Here is a 17,791-nt window from a genome sequence, read left to right on the forward strand (position 1 = left end):
ACTCCTCAACTTGCAACAGGTTGCTTTTTTTCTTACCTCTTTCTCCTTACTTACATTCTTTTTGCGCTTTGTTTGCCTTATATTTCTCAACTTGCAACACGTTTGCTCTTTCTCTTACCTATTTCTAATCAACTTGCAACACGTTTGCGGTATCCTTTCCCTATCTCTTTCAACTTGCAACAGTATAATTTATTTCTCAACTAAGTAATTCTAAAAAAAATCATGTCATTTTAAAGTTTTCAAGCTATTTTTCTCATATTTTTTATAAGTTACATACATAATATGCAACATGTTTGCGGTATCCTTTCCCTAACTTTTCTATCATCTTCACCCTAAACCTTTATATACCAAGGGTTTAGGTGCTTTTCCATTTACTTTTATACATATCATCCAACTTGCAACACGTTTGCGGTATGCATGCCCTTATTTTTCTCACAAGATGCAACACTGTTTGCGGTATCCTTTCCCTACTTTCATTCTATAAATGTCAACAAGTCCTTTTATATCAAGGGTAATTATTACAATTCATTTTTAATCATTACGTTCACTAACTTGCAACATGTTTGCGGTATCCTTTCCCTAACTCCCCTACCATTTTCACTATAATCCTTTATATACCAAGGGTTTAGGTGCTTTTTTACTTACTTTTATACATATCACACAACTTGCAACACGTTTGCGGTATCCTTAACACAAAAAAAAATCATGAAATTCTCTTATCCCTTGATACAACTAGCTTCATAAGCTGTTGCAAGTTGCTAATTTTCTTCTTAAAGGAGCACCTTTCATCATTTTTCGATTTGCTATAATCAAAATTGGTATATTTTATAGTATTTTGACATATATTTCTGAATTTGTAGAACGGAGGTGAAAAAGATGGGAAAATCATTTGTGATACGTAATCAACGTAGCTTAAATGGGAAAACAACAAACGCAGTTTTAGTAACACTCAAATCTTGGCAAAAGTTTGTGGAAACATTTGAGGAGAAATACTACAGCTATAAAGATACATATTTAGAAGATATTTTGCAGCACATGACATACGAAGAGCGTATTGCGGATGTAGAAGGTTTTGTTGAAAAAGCCAAACCATCTTTTTCACGTCGGGCAATGTCTACACTTGCAGAAAAAGCAGGACGAAAACATAAATTATACGGTATTACGAATGCTGATCTTGAAGTGTTCTTGTACTTACATAAAAAATGCTATACAAACGGCGTCATTCCAAATGTAACCATACATATGATGTGGGAAGATTACAAGCAATATAAAGAAGAATTTGCTTATATCCAACACTCTCAATTCTATATCGCATTAAAGAAATTAAACTTACATAACATTATCTCCATCGAAAATGGAGTAGATGGCCGTTATACAATCAAACTCACTCATTTTATGAATGAGGAAACAGAAAAAGCAAATCCGTACGTATATATTAGTCCTGTTGTATTTACAAAGGATTTCTTTAAGCTATCTGTAGCAGCTAAGAAACTATTCTTAGACATCGCAATGCAACAACATACGGAAACAACATTAAAGCGTTCTTTAGACAAGCAGGACGAAAGAGGAAACAAAACTCACTTCGGTGGGATGTATCGTTTCTTACATAAAAAATATCCGCATCAGATCCGTGCGGTTATCGAGGAATTAACAACTGCATTACCATGTACGGGGAATCCCCTATTCAAAATTTGCAAAATGCAAAAAGGTGTAAAGCATACAAAACGATATACAACATTATATCTGTCTATCCATTCAGACTTCTTATGTTCGAAAGAAGCTGGAGAAGAACAACATAGGGATCCATTTACACCAAAAGCTACCTATGCTCGAAAAGCGAAATTTATCGAAGCAGTCCTACAAGAGATGAATATCGGTGAACTTTCTGCAGACATGAATAAATTCATTCATGTATTAAAGCATACTTGTCATCGTCAAATTCGCAGTGTAATTCACGGACTACGTGACATGGTTGATCGAAAAGAAGGATATCCAACGAAAATTGTATATACATTGAAGAAACTATTGCATCAAACATCTCAATATCAAATTCTCGATACAGCAGCGAAAGAAGGTATCTACCCTCTTATTGCGCAGCATATACCAAAAGAGAGAAATAGCGAACGTGAGCAAGCTATCTTTAATTTCGGCCTACATTATTCTATGTACTCTCTTCGTAACATTAAAAAGATGTTTAAAAATGTGCATGCATTATTGAAGCAGAAGTTTGCGGTACCAGTAACAGAAGAATCTTATCACCGTAATTATATAAAATACCAGGAAGAAACGTTATTTAGAAAATATGCATATGATCAGGGAGTGAATCTCCATGCATATATCGCTTTAGAAATTGAAATGCGTGAAAAACTAAAAGTTCGTGGTCATAAAGAACGCACAATTCCAAGTGATGTACGTGAATGGTTTATTGAAGCAATTGATAAACTACCGCAAGAACAACTGCGTGTGATTGAGCTACCAAAACAGTTTAATTTACTAGAGTTTATGCGTACCTTTGAACGTTTAGTACGTGCTGGTGTAACAATCACAGCTCCAGATCAGGTGCTATACGCAATGGAAATAAAATAATAGTAACGAGCTCTCTATTTTTGAAAAAATCGAAATTAGAGGGCTATTCGTAGTTGTTTCATTCATACTCTTTTTCTACTACTCTATTTATAAATACAAAATCAGAAGGACTTCATGTAAAATGAAGTCTTTTTTTATGCACTTCTATACAAATTCTCTTCTAGCACTATATAACTCTCCACATAGTGCTAGGGAGTATTCTTCTAATGTAATAAAACCTATCTCATAATACCTACAAAAAATCAAAAATAAAATTATAAAAACAGTGGATATGAGGACAAATATACTCGAATGTGAATAGTATTTTTCTAGCATCATTGTAACTACTAGTGTTGTTGTATATATCTAATAAAAATCATCAATAATAATGTGAGTTATGTGTAAATACTGAGTAATGTTAACAAATAACTACATTTTCTGAACAAAATGTGGATAATTGAACGTTAGATACTGCTTATTTACCAAAATAAAGAAAATAAAGCCTATTTCCATAGTTGGATAAATATAAAGTAATTTGTATCAATTTCTTTCCGATTTCATGTAGAAACATATGCTTTTCTTTCTGCTTTTTTGTAGAATTGAAAGTCTTATAATTATTGAATCTACGGATACATTTTTTACTATTTATGATTTTTTACGTGCTAACATCAAATTTTCCCTTGTGGGAGTAGAGTTTCCCCCTATTTTTGATAACCTATAATAGTTTTATCTTTATTTCTTTTTAATATATAAGATATATATTTATAATAGATTTTATTATTAGTAGTATGAGTGTTAATAAAATGTCAGATCTAATCAAAAAATTTAATAATAATAATCTTTAATAATGTCCATAGTATTTTTCTAAATGAAAAAAGCCTAATAGCTGTGCTAGTTATTCACATTATTTTTAGTTGTAATATCTAAATATAAGCCCTCGTGCCTATTTATTTTAATATCTTTACTACAGTACAAGCGATGATAGTAAATTTTCTCTCATTACATATGTCTTGTAATGTTCTTAATACCATTTGTCCATTATGCATAAATTTAATTTGTTCGGATGTATTTAACTTTTGAATGTTTAGATATTCCATACAATTGCAATCATAGATCGTTTCCTTTAAATAAACCCCTATTGTTTCATGAGAAAAACGAGCACAAATTATGTGCTTTTTCATTTAGTGTACTATTAGCCTCCGATGTTCTATATACAAGTGATTCCTAACTTGAATGCAACACAAAAAGAACTTCTTCAAGTCGATTAAATATGTGCATAGCAAAATAAGCTATATATACACTAATCGACTCAAAGAAGTCCTTTCACAATTGAAACAAGATGAAACTTGTTTATACAACTCAACTACAATAAAAAAAGGTGAAGCTCTTGATACAACTCCACCTTTTTAGTATACTTCCCTATTTTTTCGAAGAAACAGGATCCATTTTTAATGTTTTTATTCCTTCTTTTAATGTAAATGCATCTGCTCTTAATGTTTTCCAACTATCTTTTGCTGCATTCAGGTTAGGTTTTAAAAATTTAAATTTATTTTGATCTGCCTTTTGGGATGCTTTATCAATATGATTAAGTACTCCTGAATATTGAGAATCTAAATCATGCCATTGTGCTGACATATAGGTAAGAGCATTAATAGCTGATCCAATTGCATTTTGCATTTCAGCAATATTATTATACGCAACCCCAACTACACGATTTAATGTTATTTTATAGTCTACCGTTTGCCGTAATTGCGCTAATAACGGCTCTAACGTACCTAAATTATTTCTTGCTACCCCAATCATTACACCGCCAGCAATCCATGTAGGAATTGAGGGAACTGATACAGTTATTATTCCATCCGACTCTACTTGTTTAAAATGTCTTACTTGCTCTAAAACATCATTTAGGCGTTTTTCATCTTCATCTATTCCAGATGCTTGATTTTTTAAAATCGATTGCAAGATATCTTTATGACCTCCAAATGCTCGGACATCTTCTCCAATACTATCTCTTAACTTAGCTAGTTCTTGTATTAAATTCTGTGTATATGCTTGGTTTTGTTTAATCTCACCTTGTAAATCTGTAATGCCTTCTTTTAATGTATCTGCATCTCCTTCATTAATTGCTTCTACTAATGTATCGTAATAATTGTCAAATGTGGTATCATACTCTACAATTCCTGTAAGGGTATCTAAAAGTTGTTTTTTTATGTGCGCATCCCATTTTGTAGCATGCTCTCTTGCATTCTTTTGATCTTGTGCAATTTGACTAGGTAGATTTGTATATCCTTTAATATCAATTCCTTCAAAGTTAACATCTGGATTATTAATTAACAAATAAGAGTAATCATTCATGGATTTTGCAAATACCCCAGCATCTTGCAAAGCTTTTTTCATCTTTTCGCTGTTTACAGAAAGAGATATATCTTCCGTACTCGTTTGTTCTATTTTACTTTCACTTGCAAAAGCAGCTACTGGTGAAACTACAGTAGTTGTTGTCAGGGTTAAAAACGTCGATACAGCAAGTAGTTTATAAGGAAAATTATTATTCACTTTAATTCCTCCTATGAATATATATTGATTTTTAGTTTGTTTTTTCTTGTTTAAAAGCAATGTCTTTGGAAATGAATTCTGCGTCCTTATGAATATCATTCCAACTTTGTTTAGCAGCTTTTAAATCGTCAGGTATTAACGAAAGTTTATGTTCTTGCATTTGATCGATATTATCATATAAATCTTTATAATTAGCCCCCATTTTATTCCATTGTTGCTGAATACTTGTTAGAGACATGATTGCTTGGTCCACTGTCTGATATAAATATGTTAGAGTGTCCTTGGTATTAGTAAGTGAAATAACCGCTTGATTAGCCAAATCAGCTTTCATACTTAATTCTCCGATTTTATTCGAAATTTCATTATAAGAATTCATATGATTAGATGCCTCGACACCAGCAGCTGTTCCTAAACCGATACCAGCGGCTCCTAGAGCTGTAAGACCACCCACAACAGCTGGTGTAGCTGTACCACCCGTCACAACAATTACTACCGCTCCTGCAATCGTTCCAATAACTAAAATAGCAGCTCCTAATCCACCACCAATTGACCAGGCTAATACATTATCAAAATGTGATTTCTGTGTAGAACGTAAATTCTCAATTTCGGCCTGAAGTTGTGGGACTAGTGCTTGTTTTCCCGCTAATATAGCCGTCAATCCGCCCTGTCCATCTGGACCACCAACATTATTTTTAAAATCTACAGTATTTGTATACAACTTTGTTTTAAAAGCCTCTAACATCTTAATGACTTCCGTAACATCATTTGAATTTGTATGAATTGTATCGATTAAATCCCCTATTCCTTCTTTGAGGCTCACCTTATCTTTCTTTTTTACAGTGTCTACTAATGTGTCGTAATAGTTTTGAAATTGCTCATCATAATTTACAATATTACGTGCTGTTTTTTGAATGTTTGGCTTCGCTGTATCTAACCAGTAATTTGCATTGATTCGTGACAGTTCCTGATTTAGGTGAATATTTTTGATTAATTCTCCTCCTCCGGAACCTAAATCAATATTGGATAAATTTACATTCGGTTGCTTAATCATAGTTTTTGCGTACAAATCCATTACAAGAATATGAGAGCCTGTTTCAGCCAACGCTTTCTTTAATCCATCAGGTCCTAACGCATAATTTTCTATTTTCTGTTCCTGAGCTGTCTGTTCTTGTGCAAGTGCATGAATAGTACTACCATTCGTAGCAGTTATAACCGTTGCTAAAGTGGCTAAAGTTATGACCTTAAATGGAAATTTCATCATTTGATTCTCCTCCTTATTTTCAATTGCATTATAATCTTTTCGATAAACCTATGTTCTTAATATTAAAATTTATAAACTTGTTCTTCGAGTTGAGTTGCTACACTTTTTAATCGTCTTAATGTATCTTTTTGAGACTGCGTGTTATTTGTATCAACTTCAGTCGATAATTTTGTAATACTATTATTTATTAGATCCAAATCCTCTTTGTAACGTTTCATTAGCTCAATTTCTCCATCTACTTGGTTAGCAAATGTATGCAAATCATTTTGCATGAAAAGAATCATTGATTTTTGTAAATCCGCTACAGTTAATCTAGTTGTTAAGTCATATAATTTCTGATTTTGTTTCTCTAAATCATTTAAATATGCACGTTGCTCTGCTGTTAGTTTATTAATTTCAGCAAAAGTATTATATGTTTTTTTTATTTTTTCAGGATCAATCACTTTCATAAGATCATACTCTTTCGTTTTTGTAACTGCAGCTGCAGCGATTTCACCTTTTTTACTTTTCTCTATTGCTTCACGTGCTTCTTTTTTGGCAGCCTCAATTTCTATAGCTGATTTTCCCTTTTCTTTTGCTTCTTGCTCTGCTTTTTTCTCTGCGTCTACAATAGCATTGTTTATTTCTTTTCCTTTGTTATACGCTACTACTGCTGTTTGAGCAGCCGGTTCAATGATATCTTTCGATAGACTATAAATTTCTTGGAATACCTTTAGCCCTTGTTCATTTAAGGCTCCTGGTAATAATGCTATTTGCTGTAAATCATTTTGAATTGAGTTTTTTGTATCTAGCATTTCATTTTTTAACTTATCTATTTTTCCTGTTCCCTCTGAATTAAGGACACTCTGTGCTTTTGCCACATCAGTATCAAGATTTTTCACCTTTTTATCTACCTGTAGTTTTAGATCTGTTAACTCATTAATTTGACGTTGCACACTTTCTTGGTTTGTTATGGTCATGTCTTGAAGGACTTCCAGTCTATCTGTAAACCCTTCTTTATCTTCCCCATTATCTATAAATCCTTTTAATGTTGGATAATAACTATTAAATTTAGTTACAAATCCTTTACTTTTTGAATTTAATAGAATTAATTTAGGATAAAGTTCGGATGACCACTCTTTCATATCTTGTTTAATTAGAAATTGAGTTGTATTTAAAGATGGAACTTCTTCAAGTTGTACATTCGGACTTGCTAAGGCTCCATCGATAAAGGTTTGTGTTAATTTAGAGTGTGCACCTATTTTTCGTAACGCTGAGGAAATATCTATATTATCTTGTTTTGTTTCTGCTTGAACGATTGGAGTTGCGAGAGTATTGATAGGAATAGTCGCCCCGGTAGCAATTGATGTTATTAAAAATCCTGCCATAATTTTGCCCTTCATTCCGTACACCTCTTTACTATTATTTTTTACGATTTTAATCGTATATGCTGTAAAATCTAACGTTAGAATTTCTTAATACACACTTGAAGATAGAATTTTTTACTAAAGAGTAATTGGATCTCGTTTTTTATTTGTTTTTGATAGAATATAAGGTCCTTACTTCCCCCCCATTTTAATCACTATGTTTTTCATAAGTAAACTAGAAAATTGTGTATCTAATGTTCGATTTTTCTGACATTAAATGTTTTGTTTTTTTCTAATTATATTTAAAAAGTTTTTATACTATTATCACTTCATGAAGTGAAATAATTTTACTACTATAATTAAACATAAAATTTGTCGGTATCATTGAATCTTAATAAATATCATATAAAAAAATGTTATTACTATAATTTTATGGGATTTTATGTATTATGTACTTTATATGAATATGTACAATTGCATACTCTTATAAAGTACTATCCTTGAATAACATACAAGGCAGTCACCATACATTCCTATCAACTTAAGAGTTTTTACTCCCTAAAGTGTAAAAAAGTTATTATCTCTAAAATTTAACTAGAAAAGATGATGTTTTTTATCCATCTTTCAATTCAAGATGAATTACAACTATTTTTTAAAGTTTGTTCGAACTGGAGAATACAACCAAATTAATCTAGATAATATAGTGACGAAGTTTTTTCTCAGAAAGCAGGAACTGATTCTAAAAATGAAATAACTTTATTGATACTCAACAATTCCTTAATCGGTCTTTCCGTTCAGATTTTTTGGGAACTATAATTATATCCCTTAAGATAAACAGATCCCAAGGGACAAAACATCGCAATTTTTTTAAAACGTCGAGACTTTATTTAAAAAACGACATTAAAAATTTTCTTCAAATCCAGGAGCATAACTTTGCAGCAAACAAAAAGAACCATAAGTTTGCTGTTCCAGAAAACTTATGGTTCATATTACACTTATTTTGAAAGTTATTCATGCGAATTTTATGCTTATTTTCCTTCAGCCTATATTACCTTTAATTAAATTGGAATAGTTGATAAAATCAATCATTCCAAATGTTCATTTAATGTTGAACCTTTTTTAGTCATGTTAAAAAATCCTCTCCAAGTAATGGTGTAACATCAAAGTGTGTACATGGTCTTTTTTACATTGTCTACCTAAAGAGGATAATATCGATCATTACTTTGATTAAGTCCTTTTGTTTATATATATTTATTTTTAAACCGTCGTTTACAGCAGATTAACTACTACCTGTCTTTCTATCCACTTATCTAGCTTATTTTTCGTATCATCATTTAATCGTTTTCTTTTACCGGATAACATCCTTGAAAGTGTTGAATACGAAATATCTATTTCTTTCGCTAACTCACGAATACTTTTATTATTTTTCTCTTTATACGTGTTCATCTTTTCAATATAAAACTCAATACTATTAGGGGGTTCTTGATTTACTATACTTATTGGCTTCTCTTCAATTACCGGTGGCTTTTCTTCCATCTCAATGACCAATGGTGCTTGCTGCTTACTTTTCTTAGTAATCAACTCTTGTTGTAATTTAACAAGTTCATTTGTAGGAGAAATGCTTACTTTTAATTTTAACCAGTAGTTTTCAAACCAGTTTTTTCCCTTACATTTTTCTTCATCAATTTCGGGAGAGTATTTCCACTCTTGAATTACTTGGTCGCTCATAAGGTCATCTAAAGTCTTTTCAAAAACTTGTCTTATTAGACTTGGTTTTCTATTCATGCTTATCTCCATTACTTGTAATAACCCTTTAGGACCACCAATACTATAAGAATGTGTTAAATGTTGATAGGATTGTTGAATGCGCCAACGCCAACTTAGATATCTGGTTAATCTTTTGTGATATCTCTGTTGCTTGCTGTTATACTCTAGGGCTTTTTTTGATAATAAACCTGTTAGCTTTTCAGATCCATAGAGATATTTTGATAAAAAGCTTCCTGGTGTAACGTTCATACTCTCTATTCCTAATGTTTTATCCGTATCAATATCTTTTGCAATGATAATTTCATCCATTACAAATAACCTTCGAATTCTTTGCTTTTTATAAGTTAGGCTTTCATTTGGATCTTTTTCATTTAATATCACGATCTCATTATCTTCATTGACATAAATAAAAATACTAGCAAGAGCAGCTAATCGCTCCATAATTTTTAATCTGTCTTCTTTTCGATAATAAGACTTACCATTTTTGATTTGTTTCATATTACACATATCTAATATTTGTTCGTAATGTACAGGCACAATAGTCTTATCATTTTCCGCACTCTTTACCCAAAGTTCAGTTACAATATCGAGGCAGTCCGCCGTCAAATCGTCCATTACTCTTGTTAAAAAAGTAGAATCAATCAGTGTATTCCATCTTTTTAATTCTTTTCTTTGTAATTTCATATCACCATCATCGTGTGACGATACTACCACTAGACTATTTTGTTTATCCTGTAATTGAGCAATCCGTACATTCTTATCTTGGTCATCTGTAAACTTATTCTTAGCAATAGTGTCTGATAAATGGTACATAAACCCTGCATTACTTCGTTCTATATAATCACTCTTAGCCTCTGAATGTAAAGGTAATTCTTTTGCGATAATAGGCAGTTTAATTCCAAACTCCATATATAAGTCATCTCTTAAACATTCAAAAATTTCTTCCCTATGATTTTCTAGTTTTGGAAGAATGTCTATCCCTGATAATCCTAAAGCTTCCTTTTTAGAAACCCATTTTACTAGCCTTTCGAAAGTCTGTGATGAATAAGATGAGTTGTAAATTTCCTGTAGATCTCTTTCTACATCTTGATAGAATTGTTGCCATTTATTTAAAACCTTTTCACTTCCCTCAACTCCAGTTAAAAGAGGATAAGCTATATATAAGGTGTTTTGAAATAGTACTTTTAACTTCTCCACTAATAATCCTCCTAATTGCTTCTAATACAATTATATCAATTGCTACTAATCATTCATACCATGTTAATTCTAATATATTTTAATGTCGTAAAAAGATAGCATACATAGAATACAGCCATTAATTATTATGTATGTGACGGTTTTATTTAGTGCTTTTATAGACTCAGCTTCTCTTTCAAAAGAAATGTGGGGATTTGTACTATTAATAATTTTAATTTCAACTTCAATTTTGTTTCCATATATTTTTAACATTTTAACTTTTGCTAGAAATAGATGGACTAAATTAGTTTATTTTAAATTTCGTTTTGAGCAGATTTTAGATGAAAGAGAGAGTGAATGATTAAACATATAAGGGATTGTGAACTCTTTATTTACAGTGTTTTCAATGTATACTTTTATTATATAAATTGAGGATATCAGGGGGTTCGGAGAGAAGTTAATATTTAAGAGGATTTGAAAGTAAACTAATAATAAAAAGTGTACATTGGAAAATAAGAAAAAGAAACTGGTTTTTAAGGTTCTTTTTCTTATTTTGATAATATTTGTATCTTATTGTAGTTAATATATCTTATAATTAGTTTATTGGAATTTATGGTTAAAGAGGGTGATTGAACATGACAGTGCAAAAAGAAAAAGTAGCTAGGCGGGTTGTTTGTAGGAAATGTAAATCTGATCAAATAGTTGGTAATAAACGTGGTTATAATTTTAAAAGGATGTTTTTAATTCTGTTTCTTATGTTAGCTACACTTATAGCTATTGGAATAGTTCCTCGACATTCTCCACTTCAGGATATGGCTGCATTTGTTGGTTTTTTAATGATGCTCCTAGGGGCACCGATAACTTTATTCAGTGGATTTATTGGTAGAAAAAATATTGTCAATGGTTGTATGAATTGCGGACATACATGGATGCCTAAAAAATAGAATGTCTATAGATCAAAAAAGAAAAGACAGCTGATTGATTGCTGTCTTTTTGCCTATTTTTGAGTAATAAATTAAAGTTTCTTAATTATTACTTGTTCGCCATCCTTCATAATGTCCTGTCCATGAATTTTTACTTACTTCAGTTACTCCTTTTAAATACCAAGTTACTCCATTCCACTCTTTTACAGTGGGTATTTCCCCTTTTGATTTGTAACCAGGAAAGTCTTGTTTTTCTTTTTTCTTAACAAAACTTTTTTTATTATCAATTGTTTTTAATTTTACACTTGTATCAGTAGGTGTTTCCGCAAATACTCCTCCAGCACCAGATAACATAATTCCAGTTGCTAATGTTCCAATTATTACTTTCTTAAACATGAAAAATCCCCCTTTTTTGGAATGAATATTACATAAATAAGAATAACATATTATTTGTATTTTCTAACATTTTAATTTATTTATAAATATTTAGTTGAATATTCAAAATATATAATTATCGTGAAAGGTTTTAAAAATAATTAGTCCTATTAGTAGTGGATCTCAAGTGAATTATTGGAAGAAAACTAAATTATTTATAGGGTTAGAAGTATAGAATCCAAGCTTTTTCAACCTAAATTTATATTGAAAAGTTTACATAAAGGAATAAGCAAAAGAACCTGGTTTTTAGGCTTCTTTTGCTTATTTTCCAATAGTCTCTTTTTGTTTACTTCTTCGTTTTGACGATCATGGAGATTATAGTGTTCAAAATGTGTTTGGATTTACTTTTATAATTATTGTATTTTTAGGATTTCCTGTAACAATATTCAGTGGATTTATTGGTAGAAAGAACATTGTCAATGGTTGCATAAATTGTGGACATACGTGGATGCCTAAAAAATAGAATGTTATAGGTGTCAAGAAAGAAAAGACAGCTGATTTATTGCTGTCTTTTTCCTTTCCTCGAGTGATAATTGAAAGTAAATCTTTATTGATTTTTGGGTTTTGAAATTACTAAAAATAGAATTGTATATAGTACCGTTCCTAGTATTACTATCAATAAGGACATTGAAATATCTGAAAGGATGCTAACCCAATCTTTATTTTAAATATATTTGATAATGTCTTTATAAAATATTAAGTTCATAAGGATAAACATTGGTAGACTCCAAAATAAAAAAATATTAAATAAATGGAAACTAATATTCAAGAATTAACTTTCGTATTTGTAATAGCAACAATACACTTAGTTTTTATTAGTTTGTAAACCCTTTTCACTAAATGGAAGTAAAACATGCAACATCTTTCCCATCTTGCGTACCCTTAGTCCAAAACAAGCAACATCATTCTCAACTTACGTACTATTCCACTAGAATAAGCAACATTTTTCCCGTGTTGCGTACTTATTTCTCTAAATAAGCAACACCAAACATTTAAATTATTTAATTTCAGGTGAAAAAGAAGCAACATTCTTCCCATCTTGCGTACTTTTTTTCTAAATAAGCAACGTTTTTCCCAAGTCGCGTACCTATCTTATTAGTGAAATCAGCCATAAATGCTGTTATATCAGGTGATCTAAGATGTTAAATCACAAGCAATTTATATATTACACAAAAATTCTTTCCCAAGTGGCGTACCCATTTTCCTGAAAAAGAAGCAACACCTTTCCCAAGTGGCGTACCAAAAATCAATTGAATTATTAATAAAGTATTGATATTAAAGGATTTCTCCTTTTCTCATTAAATAGCATCATACAAGAAAAGAGCAACATTCCTTCCCAAGTCGCGTACCAAAAATAAAAATAATAATTTTCTCTATCCCTTGTCGCCCTAAGGCCCATAAGGTGTTGCCTTTTTTGAAATTCTCTCTTAAAGGGCACATTTTTACAAAATTCGATTTGCTATAATCAAAATTGGTATATTTTATAGTATTTTTACATATATTTCTGAATTTGTAGAACGGAGGTGAAAAAGATGGGGAAATCATTTGTGGTACGTAATCAACGTAGCTTAAATGGTGCATCAACAAACGCAGTTTTAGTAACACTAAAATCTTGGCAAAAGCTTGTGGAAGCATTTGAGGAGAAGTACTACAGTTATAAAGATACATATTTAGAAGATATTCTACAGCACATGACATACGAAGATCGCATTGCTGATGTGGACGGTTTTGTCGAAAAAGCCAAACCATCTTTTTCACGTCGCACAATGTCTACACTGGCAGAAAAAGTAGGAAGAAAACATAAATTATACGGTATTACGAATGCTGATCTTGAAGTATTCTTATATCTACATAAAAAATGCTTTACTAATGGTGTCATTCCCAATGTAACCATACATATGATGTGGGAAGATTACAAGCAATATAAAGAAGAGCTTGCATACATTCAGCATTCTCAATTCTATACCGCTTTGAAAAAGTTAAGCTTACATAACATTATCTCTATTGAAAATGGCTTAGATGGCCGATATACAATCAAATTAACTCATTTTCTGAATGAGGAAACAGAAAAAGCAAATCCGTACGTATATATTAGTCCTGTTGTATTTACAAAAGCTTTCTTTAAGCTATCTGTAGCGGCTAAGAAGCTATTCTTAGATATCGTAATGCAACAACATACAGAAACAACGTTAAAGCGTTCATTAGATAAGCATGACGAAAGAGGAAATAAAACCCACTTCGGCGGGATGTATCGTTTCTTACATAAAAAATATCCGCATCAAATCCGTGCGGTTATCGATGAATTAACAATTACATTACCATGTACGGGTAGTCCCCTATTCAAAATTTGCAAAATGCAAAAAGGTGTAAAGCATACAAAACGATATACGACATTATATCTGTCTATCCATTCAGACTTTTTATGTACGAAAGAATCTGGAGAAGAACAATACAGGGATCCGTTTACACCAAGAGCTACCTATGCTCGTAAAGCGAAATTCATTGAATCACTTCTACAAGAAATGAATATCGGTGAACTGTCTGCAGACATGAATCAATTCATTCATGTCTTAAAGCATACTTGTCATCGTCAAATTCGCAGTGTCATTCGTGGGCTTCGTGATATGGTTGATCGAAAAGAAGGATATCCAACGAAAATTGTATATACATTGAAAAAACTATTGCATCAAACATCTCAATATCAAATTCTTGATACAGCAGCAAAAGAAGGTATCTATCCTCTTATTGCGCAGCACATACCAAAAGAGAGAAATAGTGACCGTGAGCACGCTGTCTTTAATTTTGGTCTACATTATTCTATGTACTCTCTTCATAACATTAAGAAGATGTTTAGAAATGTACATGCACTACTGAAGCAGAAGTTTGCAGTACCAGTAACAGAAGAGTCTTATCACCGTAATTATCTAAAATACCAGGAAGAAACGTTATTTAGAAAATATGCATATGATCAGGGAGTGAATCTCCATGCATATATCGCTTTAGAAATTGAAATGCGTGAAAAACTAAAAGTTCGTGGCCATAAAGAACGCACAATTCCAAGTGATGTGCGCGAATGGTTTATCGAGGCAATTGATAAGCTGCCACAAGAAAAACTTCGTGTGATTGAGCTACCAAAGCAGTTTAATTTACTAGAGTTTATGCGTACCTTCGAACGTTTAGTACGTGCCGGTGTAACAATAACAGCTCCAGATCAGGTGCTAACCGCAATGGAAATGAAATGATAATAACAAGCTCTCTATTTTTGAAAAAATCGAAAGTGGAGGGCTATTCGTGTTTGGTTTATTCCCCCCCTTTTCTACTACTCTATTTATAAATACAAAATCAGAAGGACCCCATGTAAAATGGAGTCTTTTTTTATGCATTTCTATACCAATCCTCTTATACCTATAATAAAATTTCCACACTACACATTAAATATTCTTTACGTGTAGTAAAATACCCAATTTTATATCTACAAAAAATCAGAAGAATATTAATAAAAAAAGTGAATATGAGGACAAATATGATCAAATGTGAATATTATTTTACCAATATTGTTGGGGATACTAGTGTTATTGAATTTATCTAATGAAAATCATCAATAATAATGTGAGTTATGTGTAAATACTGTGTAATGTTAACAAATAGCTACATTATCTGAACAAAATATGGATAATTGGACGCTACACACTGCTTATTTACCAAAATAAAGAAAACATGTCCTATTTTAAAGGTTGAATAAATATAATGTGATTTGTATCAATCTCTTTCCGGTTTTATGTAGAAACATATAATTTTCTTTCTGCTTTTTTGTAGAATTGAAAGTCTAATAATTATTGAATCTACGGATACATTTTCTACTATTTATGATTTTTTACGTTCTAATATCTAATTTTCCCTTGTGAGAGTAGGTCTTTTCTCTATTTTTGATAGCCTATAAAAGTTTTATCTTTACTTCTTTTTAATATATAAGATATATATTTATAATAGATTTTACAATTACTAATATGATTATTAATAAGATGTCAGACCTAATTGAAAATATTTGTAAAAACCGTTATAATAATGGTAATTAAACATATCATTACTCCCATGTAAAAGGACAAATCTATGAATCCTTATTAGGACTAGATTTGTCTTTTTGTCATTGAAAATAAAAAACAACATATAAAAAAGGAAAAGGGTTGTTTGTCCGTTTTCCTTTTTTATATGCCAGCAACCGAGCGCAGCAAAGGGCGGTAGCAGGTCTTTCACTTATTTTTTGTTATAGTATATGATAAGAATTTAGGTGATTATAATGAACCAGGGTATTAGTTTAGAAGTAGCATTTTCTGCTTATTTAGCAGAAAATGGACATAAACAATCTAGGGTTGAACGTTATAATTACGATATTAAAGGTTTTTATAAGTGACTAAGAGTAAATGAGAAACTCCTACATATCAAATCATGGAGTGAACTACCTAAAGAAAATTATTAGGAGTATTTCTATGAGCTAGAAAATAAGGCATAGAATATGGCGGTTCTTAAATAAATTGAACATGTTTATACTTCAGTAGATGATTTTCACCTCTCCTTAATTCCTGATCAATCACTAAGTGATAAGGATTTTATAATTGAAGCAGAAAAAAACTATTAAAACAAACTATACTTTCAACAAAAGGATTAACAGAAAGACAAGTTGAATATCGCCCTCTTATTATGGATAGAAACGCTTTTATAATAGATTTAGTAGTAAAACTATGGGTTGTCCTTACAAGAGCTTGTATCGTCTAATATGAGCCATATACAGCTTGCTAGGAACAATGTAATTGTTCCAGGTGAAAATGGAGCTATTAGATCTGTCTTCTTAACAGCTGAAGATACACAGCAGCTTTACAAATATTATTCGACTAGGCCTGAACCTGTAAGACCTCGACAATACACAATTAATCCCCTATTTGTGGCATTTGATTTTAATGGAGGTACTTATCGATGGGTTTACGAAAATGATGCGCCTAAGGCTTTGTCTGAGGTTGCTATACAAAAGATGAATCGACTTAAAGTAAAACGAGTAGGGTTGAATAAACGTATCTTGACGCAGCAAATGCGAAATAAATTCATTGTTCGTCTTATTAAGCAAGGCTCTTAATTATTGTTATCGTGAGAGGTTTAGAAGTGTATGAACAAGCGATTAGCTGCTTGTTTATCTGTATTAACCTAGATATTTTGTATAATGTCTGTGAGATATCAGCCATCATAGCAAGTGTTTCTACTCCAACTTAGGAAGCTAAGATATGAATAGGTTTTGTACGGTTCTCTAGCAGAATCTCAGCAATTGTATTACATAATAGTGTCAACGGACTATCTTTTCCCCACTGTAACCTACAAAACAACAATCTCGAGATAAATAGACTTTTTTCATTTCCTCTTTAATTTCTCTATAAGTATTCATCATTATAAAACATGCCTCTTCTTTTCTACATAGAAAAAGAGAGTCCCTTACTATAGGAACCCTCTCTTATGTATATCCTCTATTTTTAATCCATCTTGGACAGTAAGTGCTTCAAAATACGGATAACGAATGTCTGTAACATAACCATTCAGCTTCACGTATTGTTCTAAAATCAATAAGAACTCCTCAACTAATTTACGACAAGATTTGTGCAGCAGTGAACTACCCGCCACTTAACGCCCTAACGGACTGTTTGAAGTGGAGGCTTCTCGGTTAGTCGTTACTTTTGGTAGCTAACGAATTCGTCCTAAGACAGCCGAGCTAACTCCCTTGT

General features: G+C 31.5%; 9 protein-coding genes and 3 pseudogenes. 5 read left to right on the forward strand and 7 right to left on the reverse strand.

Annotated elements, in window-relative coordinates; all coding sequences use genetic code 11:
• A pseudogene (locus QO049_RS29065) lies at positions 1–204 on the forward strand (hypothetical protein); the annotation flags it as partial.
• Positions 205–876: 672 nt separating this feature from the next.
• A complete protein-coding gene (locus tag QO049_RS29070; protein ID WP_246963464.1) occupies positions 877–2,586 on the forward strand; it encodes a hypothetical protein in 1,710 nt (569 codons plus the stop codon).
• A 1,398-nt stretch (positions 2,587–3,984) separates the two neighbouring features.
• Here the strand turns inward: QO049_RS29070 and hblA are convergent.
• The 4 genes from hblA to QO049_RS29090 form a co-directional block, all read right to left on the reverse strand.
• Entirely contained in the window at positions 3,985–5,118 is a 1,134-nt protein-coding gene (gene hblA, locus QO049_RS29075) for a hemolysin BL binding component B (protein WP_001063470.1), read from the reverse strand.
• A gap of 31 nt (positions 5,119–5,149) precedes the next feature.
• Positions 5,150–6,379 (reverse strand): hemolysin BL lytic component L1, encoded by a 1,230-nt coding sequence (hblD, locus tag QO049_RS29080; protein WP_000975323.1) that lies wholly within the window; start codon positions 6,377–6,379, stop codon positions 5,150–5,152.
• 62 nt (positions 6,380–6,441) lie between these two features.
• Entirely contained in the window at positions 6,442–7,761 is a 1,320-nt protein-coding gene (hblC, locus tag QO049_RS29085; protein WP_246963462.1) for a hemolysin BL lytic component L2, read from the reverse strand.
• A gap of 1,233 nt (positions 7,762–8,994) precedes the next feature.
• Positions 8,995–10,689, reverse strand: a complete 1,695-nt coding sequence (locus tag QO049_RS29090; RefSeq protein ID WP_246963460.1) for a helix-turn-helix domain-containing protein — start codon at positions 10,687–10,689, stop codon at positions 8,995–8,997.
• A gap of 614 nt (positions 10,690–11,303) precedes the next feature.
• On the opposite strand from QO049_RS29090, the gene QO049_RS29095 reads away from it, so the two are divergent.
• Positions 11,304–11,612, forward strand: a complete 309-nt coding sequence (locus QO049_RS29095; RefSeq protein ID WP_246963458.1) for a hypothetical protein — start codon at positions 11,304–11,306, stop codon at positions 11,610–11,612.
• 81 nt (positions 11,613–11,693) lie between these two features.
• On the opposite strand, the gene QO049_RS29100 is transcribed toward QO049_RS29095, so the two are convergent.
• Positions 11,694–11,987, reverse strand: a complete 294-nt coding sequence (locus QO049_RS29100) for an LCI fold-containing protein (RefSeq protein WP_000475236.1) — start codon at positions 11,985–11,987, stop codon at positions 11,694–11,696.
• A 1,571-nt stretch (positions 11,988–13,558) separates the two neighbouring features.
• Here QO049_RS29100 and QO049_RS29105 point away from each other — a divergent pair.
• Both QO049_RS29105 and QO049_RS29110 read left to right on the forward strand, forming a co-directional pair.
• Complete coding sequence (locus QO049_RS29105) at positions 13,559–15,268, forward strand: hypothetical protein (RefSeq protein ID WP_284489741.1); 1,710 nt, start codon at positions 13,559–13,561, stop codon at positions 15,266–15,268.
• A 1,055-nt stretch (positions 15,269–16,323) separates the two neighbouring features.
• Positions 16,324–17,148, forward strand: a pseudogene (locus QO049_RS29110) (integrase); the annotation flags it as partial.
• A 139-nt stretch (positions 17,149–17,287) separates the two neighbouring features.
• Here the strand turns inward: QO049_RS29110 and QO049_RS29115 are convergent.
• A pseudogene (locus tag QO049_RS29115) lies at positions 17,288–17,460 on the reverse strand (phosphoadenosine phosphosulfate reductase family protein); the annotation flags it as partial.
• Between the two features lie 47 nt (positions 17,461–17,507).
• Complete coding sequence (locus QO049_RS29120) at positions 17,508–17,633, reverse strand: hypothetical protein (protein WP_255256420.1); 126 nt, start codon at positions 17,631–17,633, stop codon at positions 17,508–17,510.
• Positions 17,634–17,791 lie beyond the last annotated feature (158 nt).

Source organism: Bacillus sp. RB3, assembly GCF_030164735.1.
GTDB lineage: Bacteria > Bacillota > Bacilli > Bacillales > Bacillaceae_G > Bacillus_A > Bacillus_A cereus.

Excerpts from the sequence above, each read along its gene's own strand:
- QO049_RS29070 (WP_246963464.1), top strand. The coding sequence starts at position 877 with ATGGGAAAATCATTTGTGATACGTAATCAACGTAGCTTAAATGGGAAA.
- hblD (WP_000975323.1), bottom strand. The coding sequence starts at position 6,379 with ATGATGAAATTTCCATTTAAGGTCATAACTTTAGCCACTTTAGCAACG.
- hblC (WP_246963462.1), bottom strand. The coding sequence starts at position 7,761 with ATGAAGGGCAAAATTATGGCAGGATTTTTAATAACATCAATTGCTACC.
- QO049_RS29095 (WP_246963458.1), top strand. The coding sequence starts at position 11,304 with ATGACAGTGCAAAAAGAAAAAGTAGCTAGGCGGGTTGTTTGTAGGAAA.
- QO049_RS29100 (WP_000475236.1), bottom strand. The coding sequence starts at position 11,987 with ATGTTTAAGAAAGTAATAATTGGAACATTAGCAACTGGAATTATGTTA.
- QO049_RS29105 (WP_284489741.1), top strand. The coding sequence starts at position 13,559 with ATGGGGAAATCATTTGTGGTACGTAATCAACGTAGCTTAAATGGTGCA.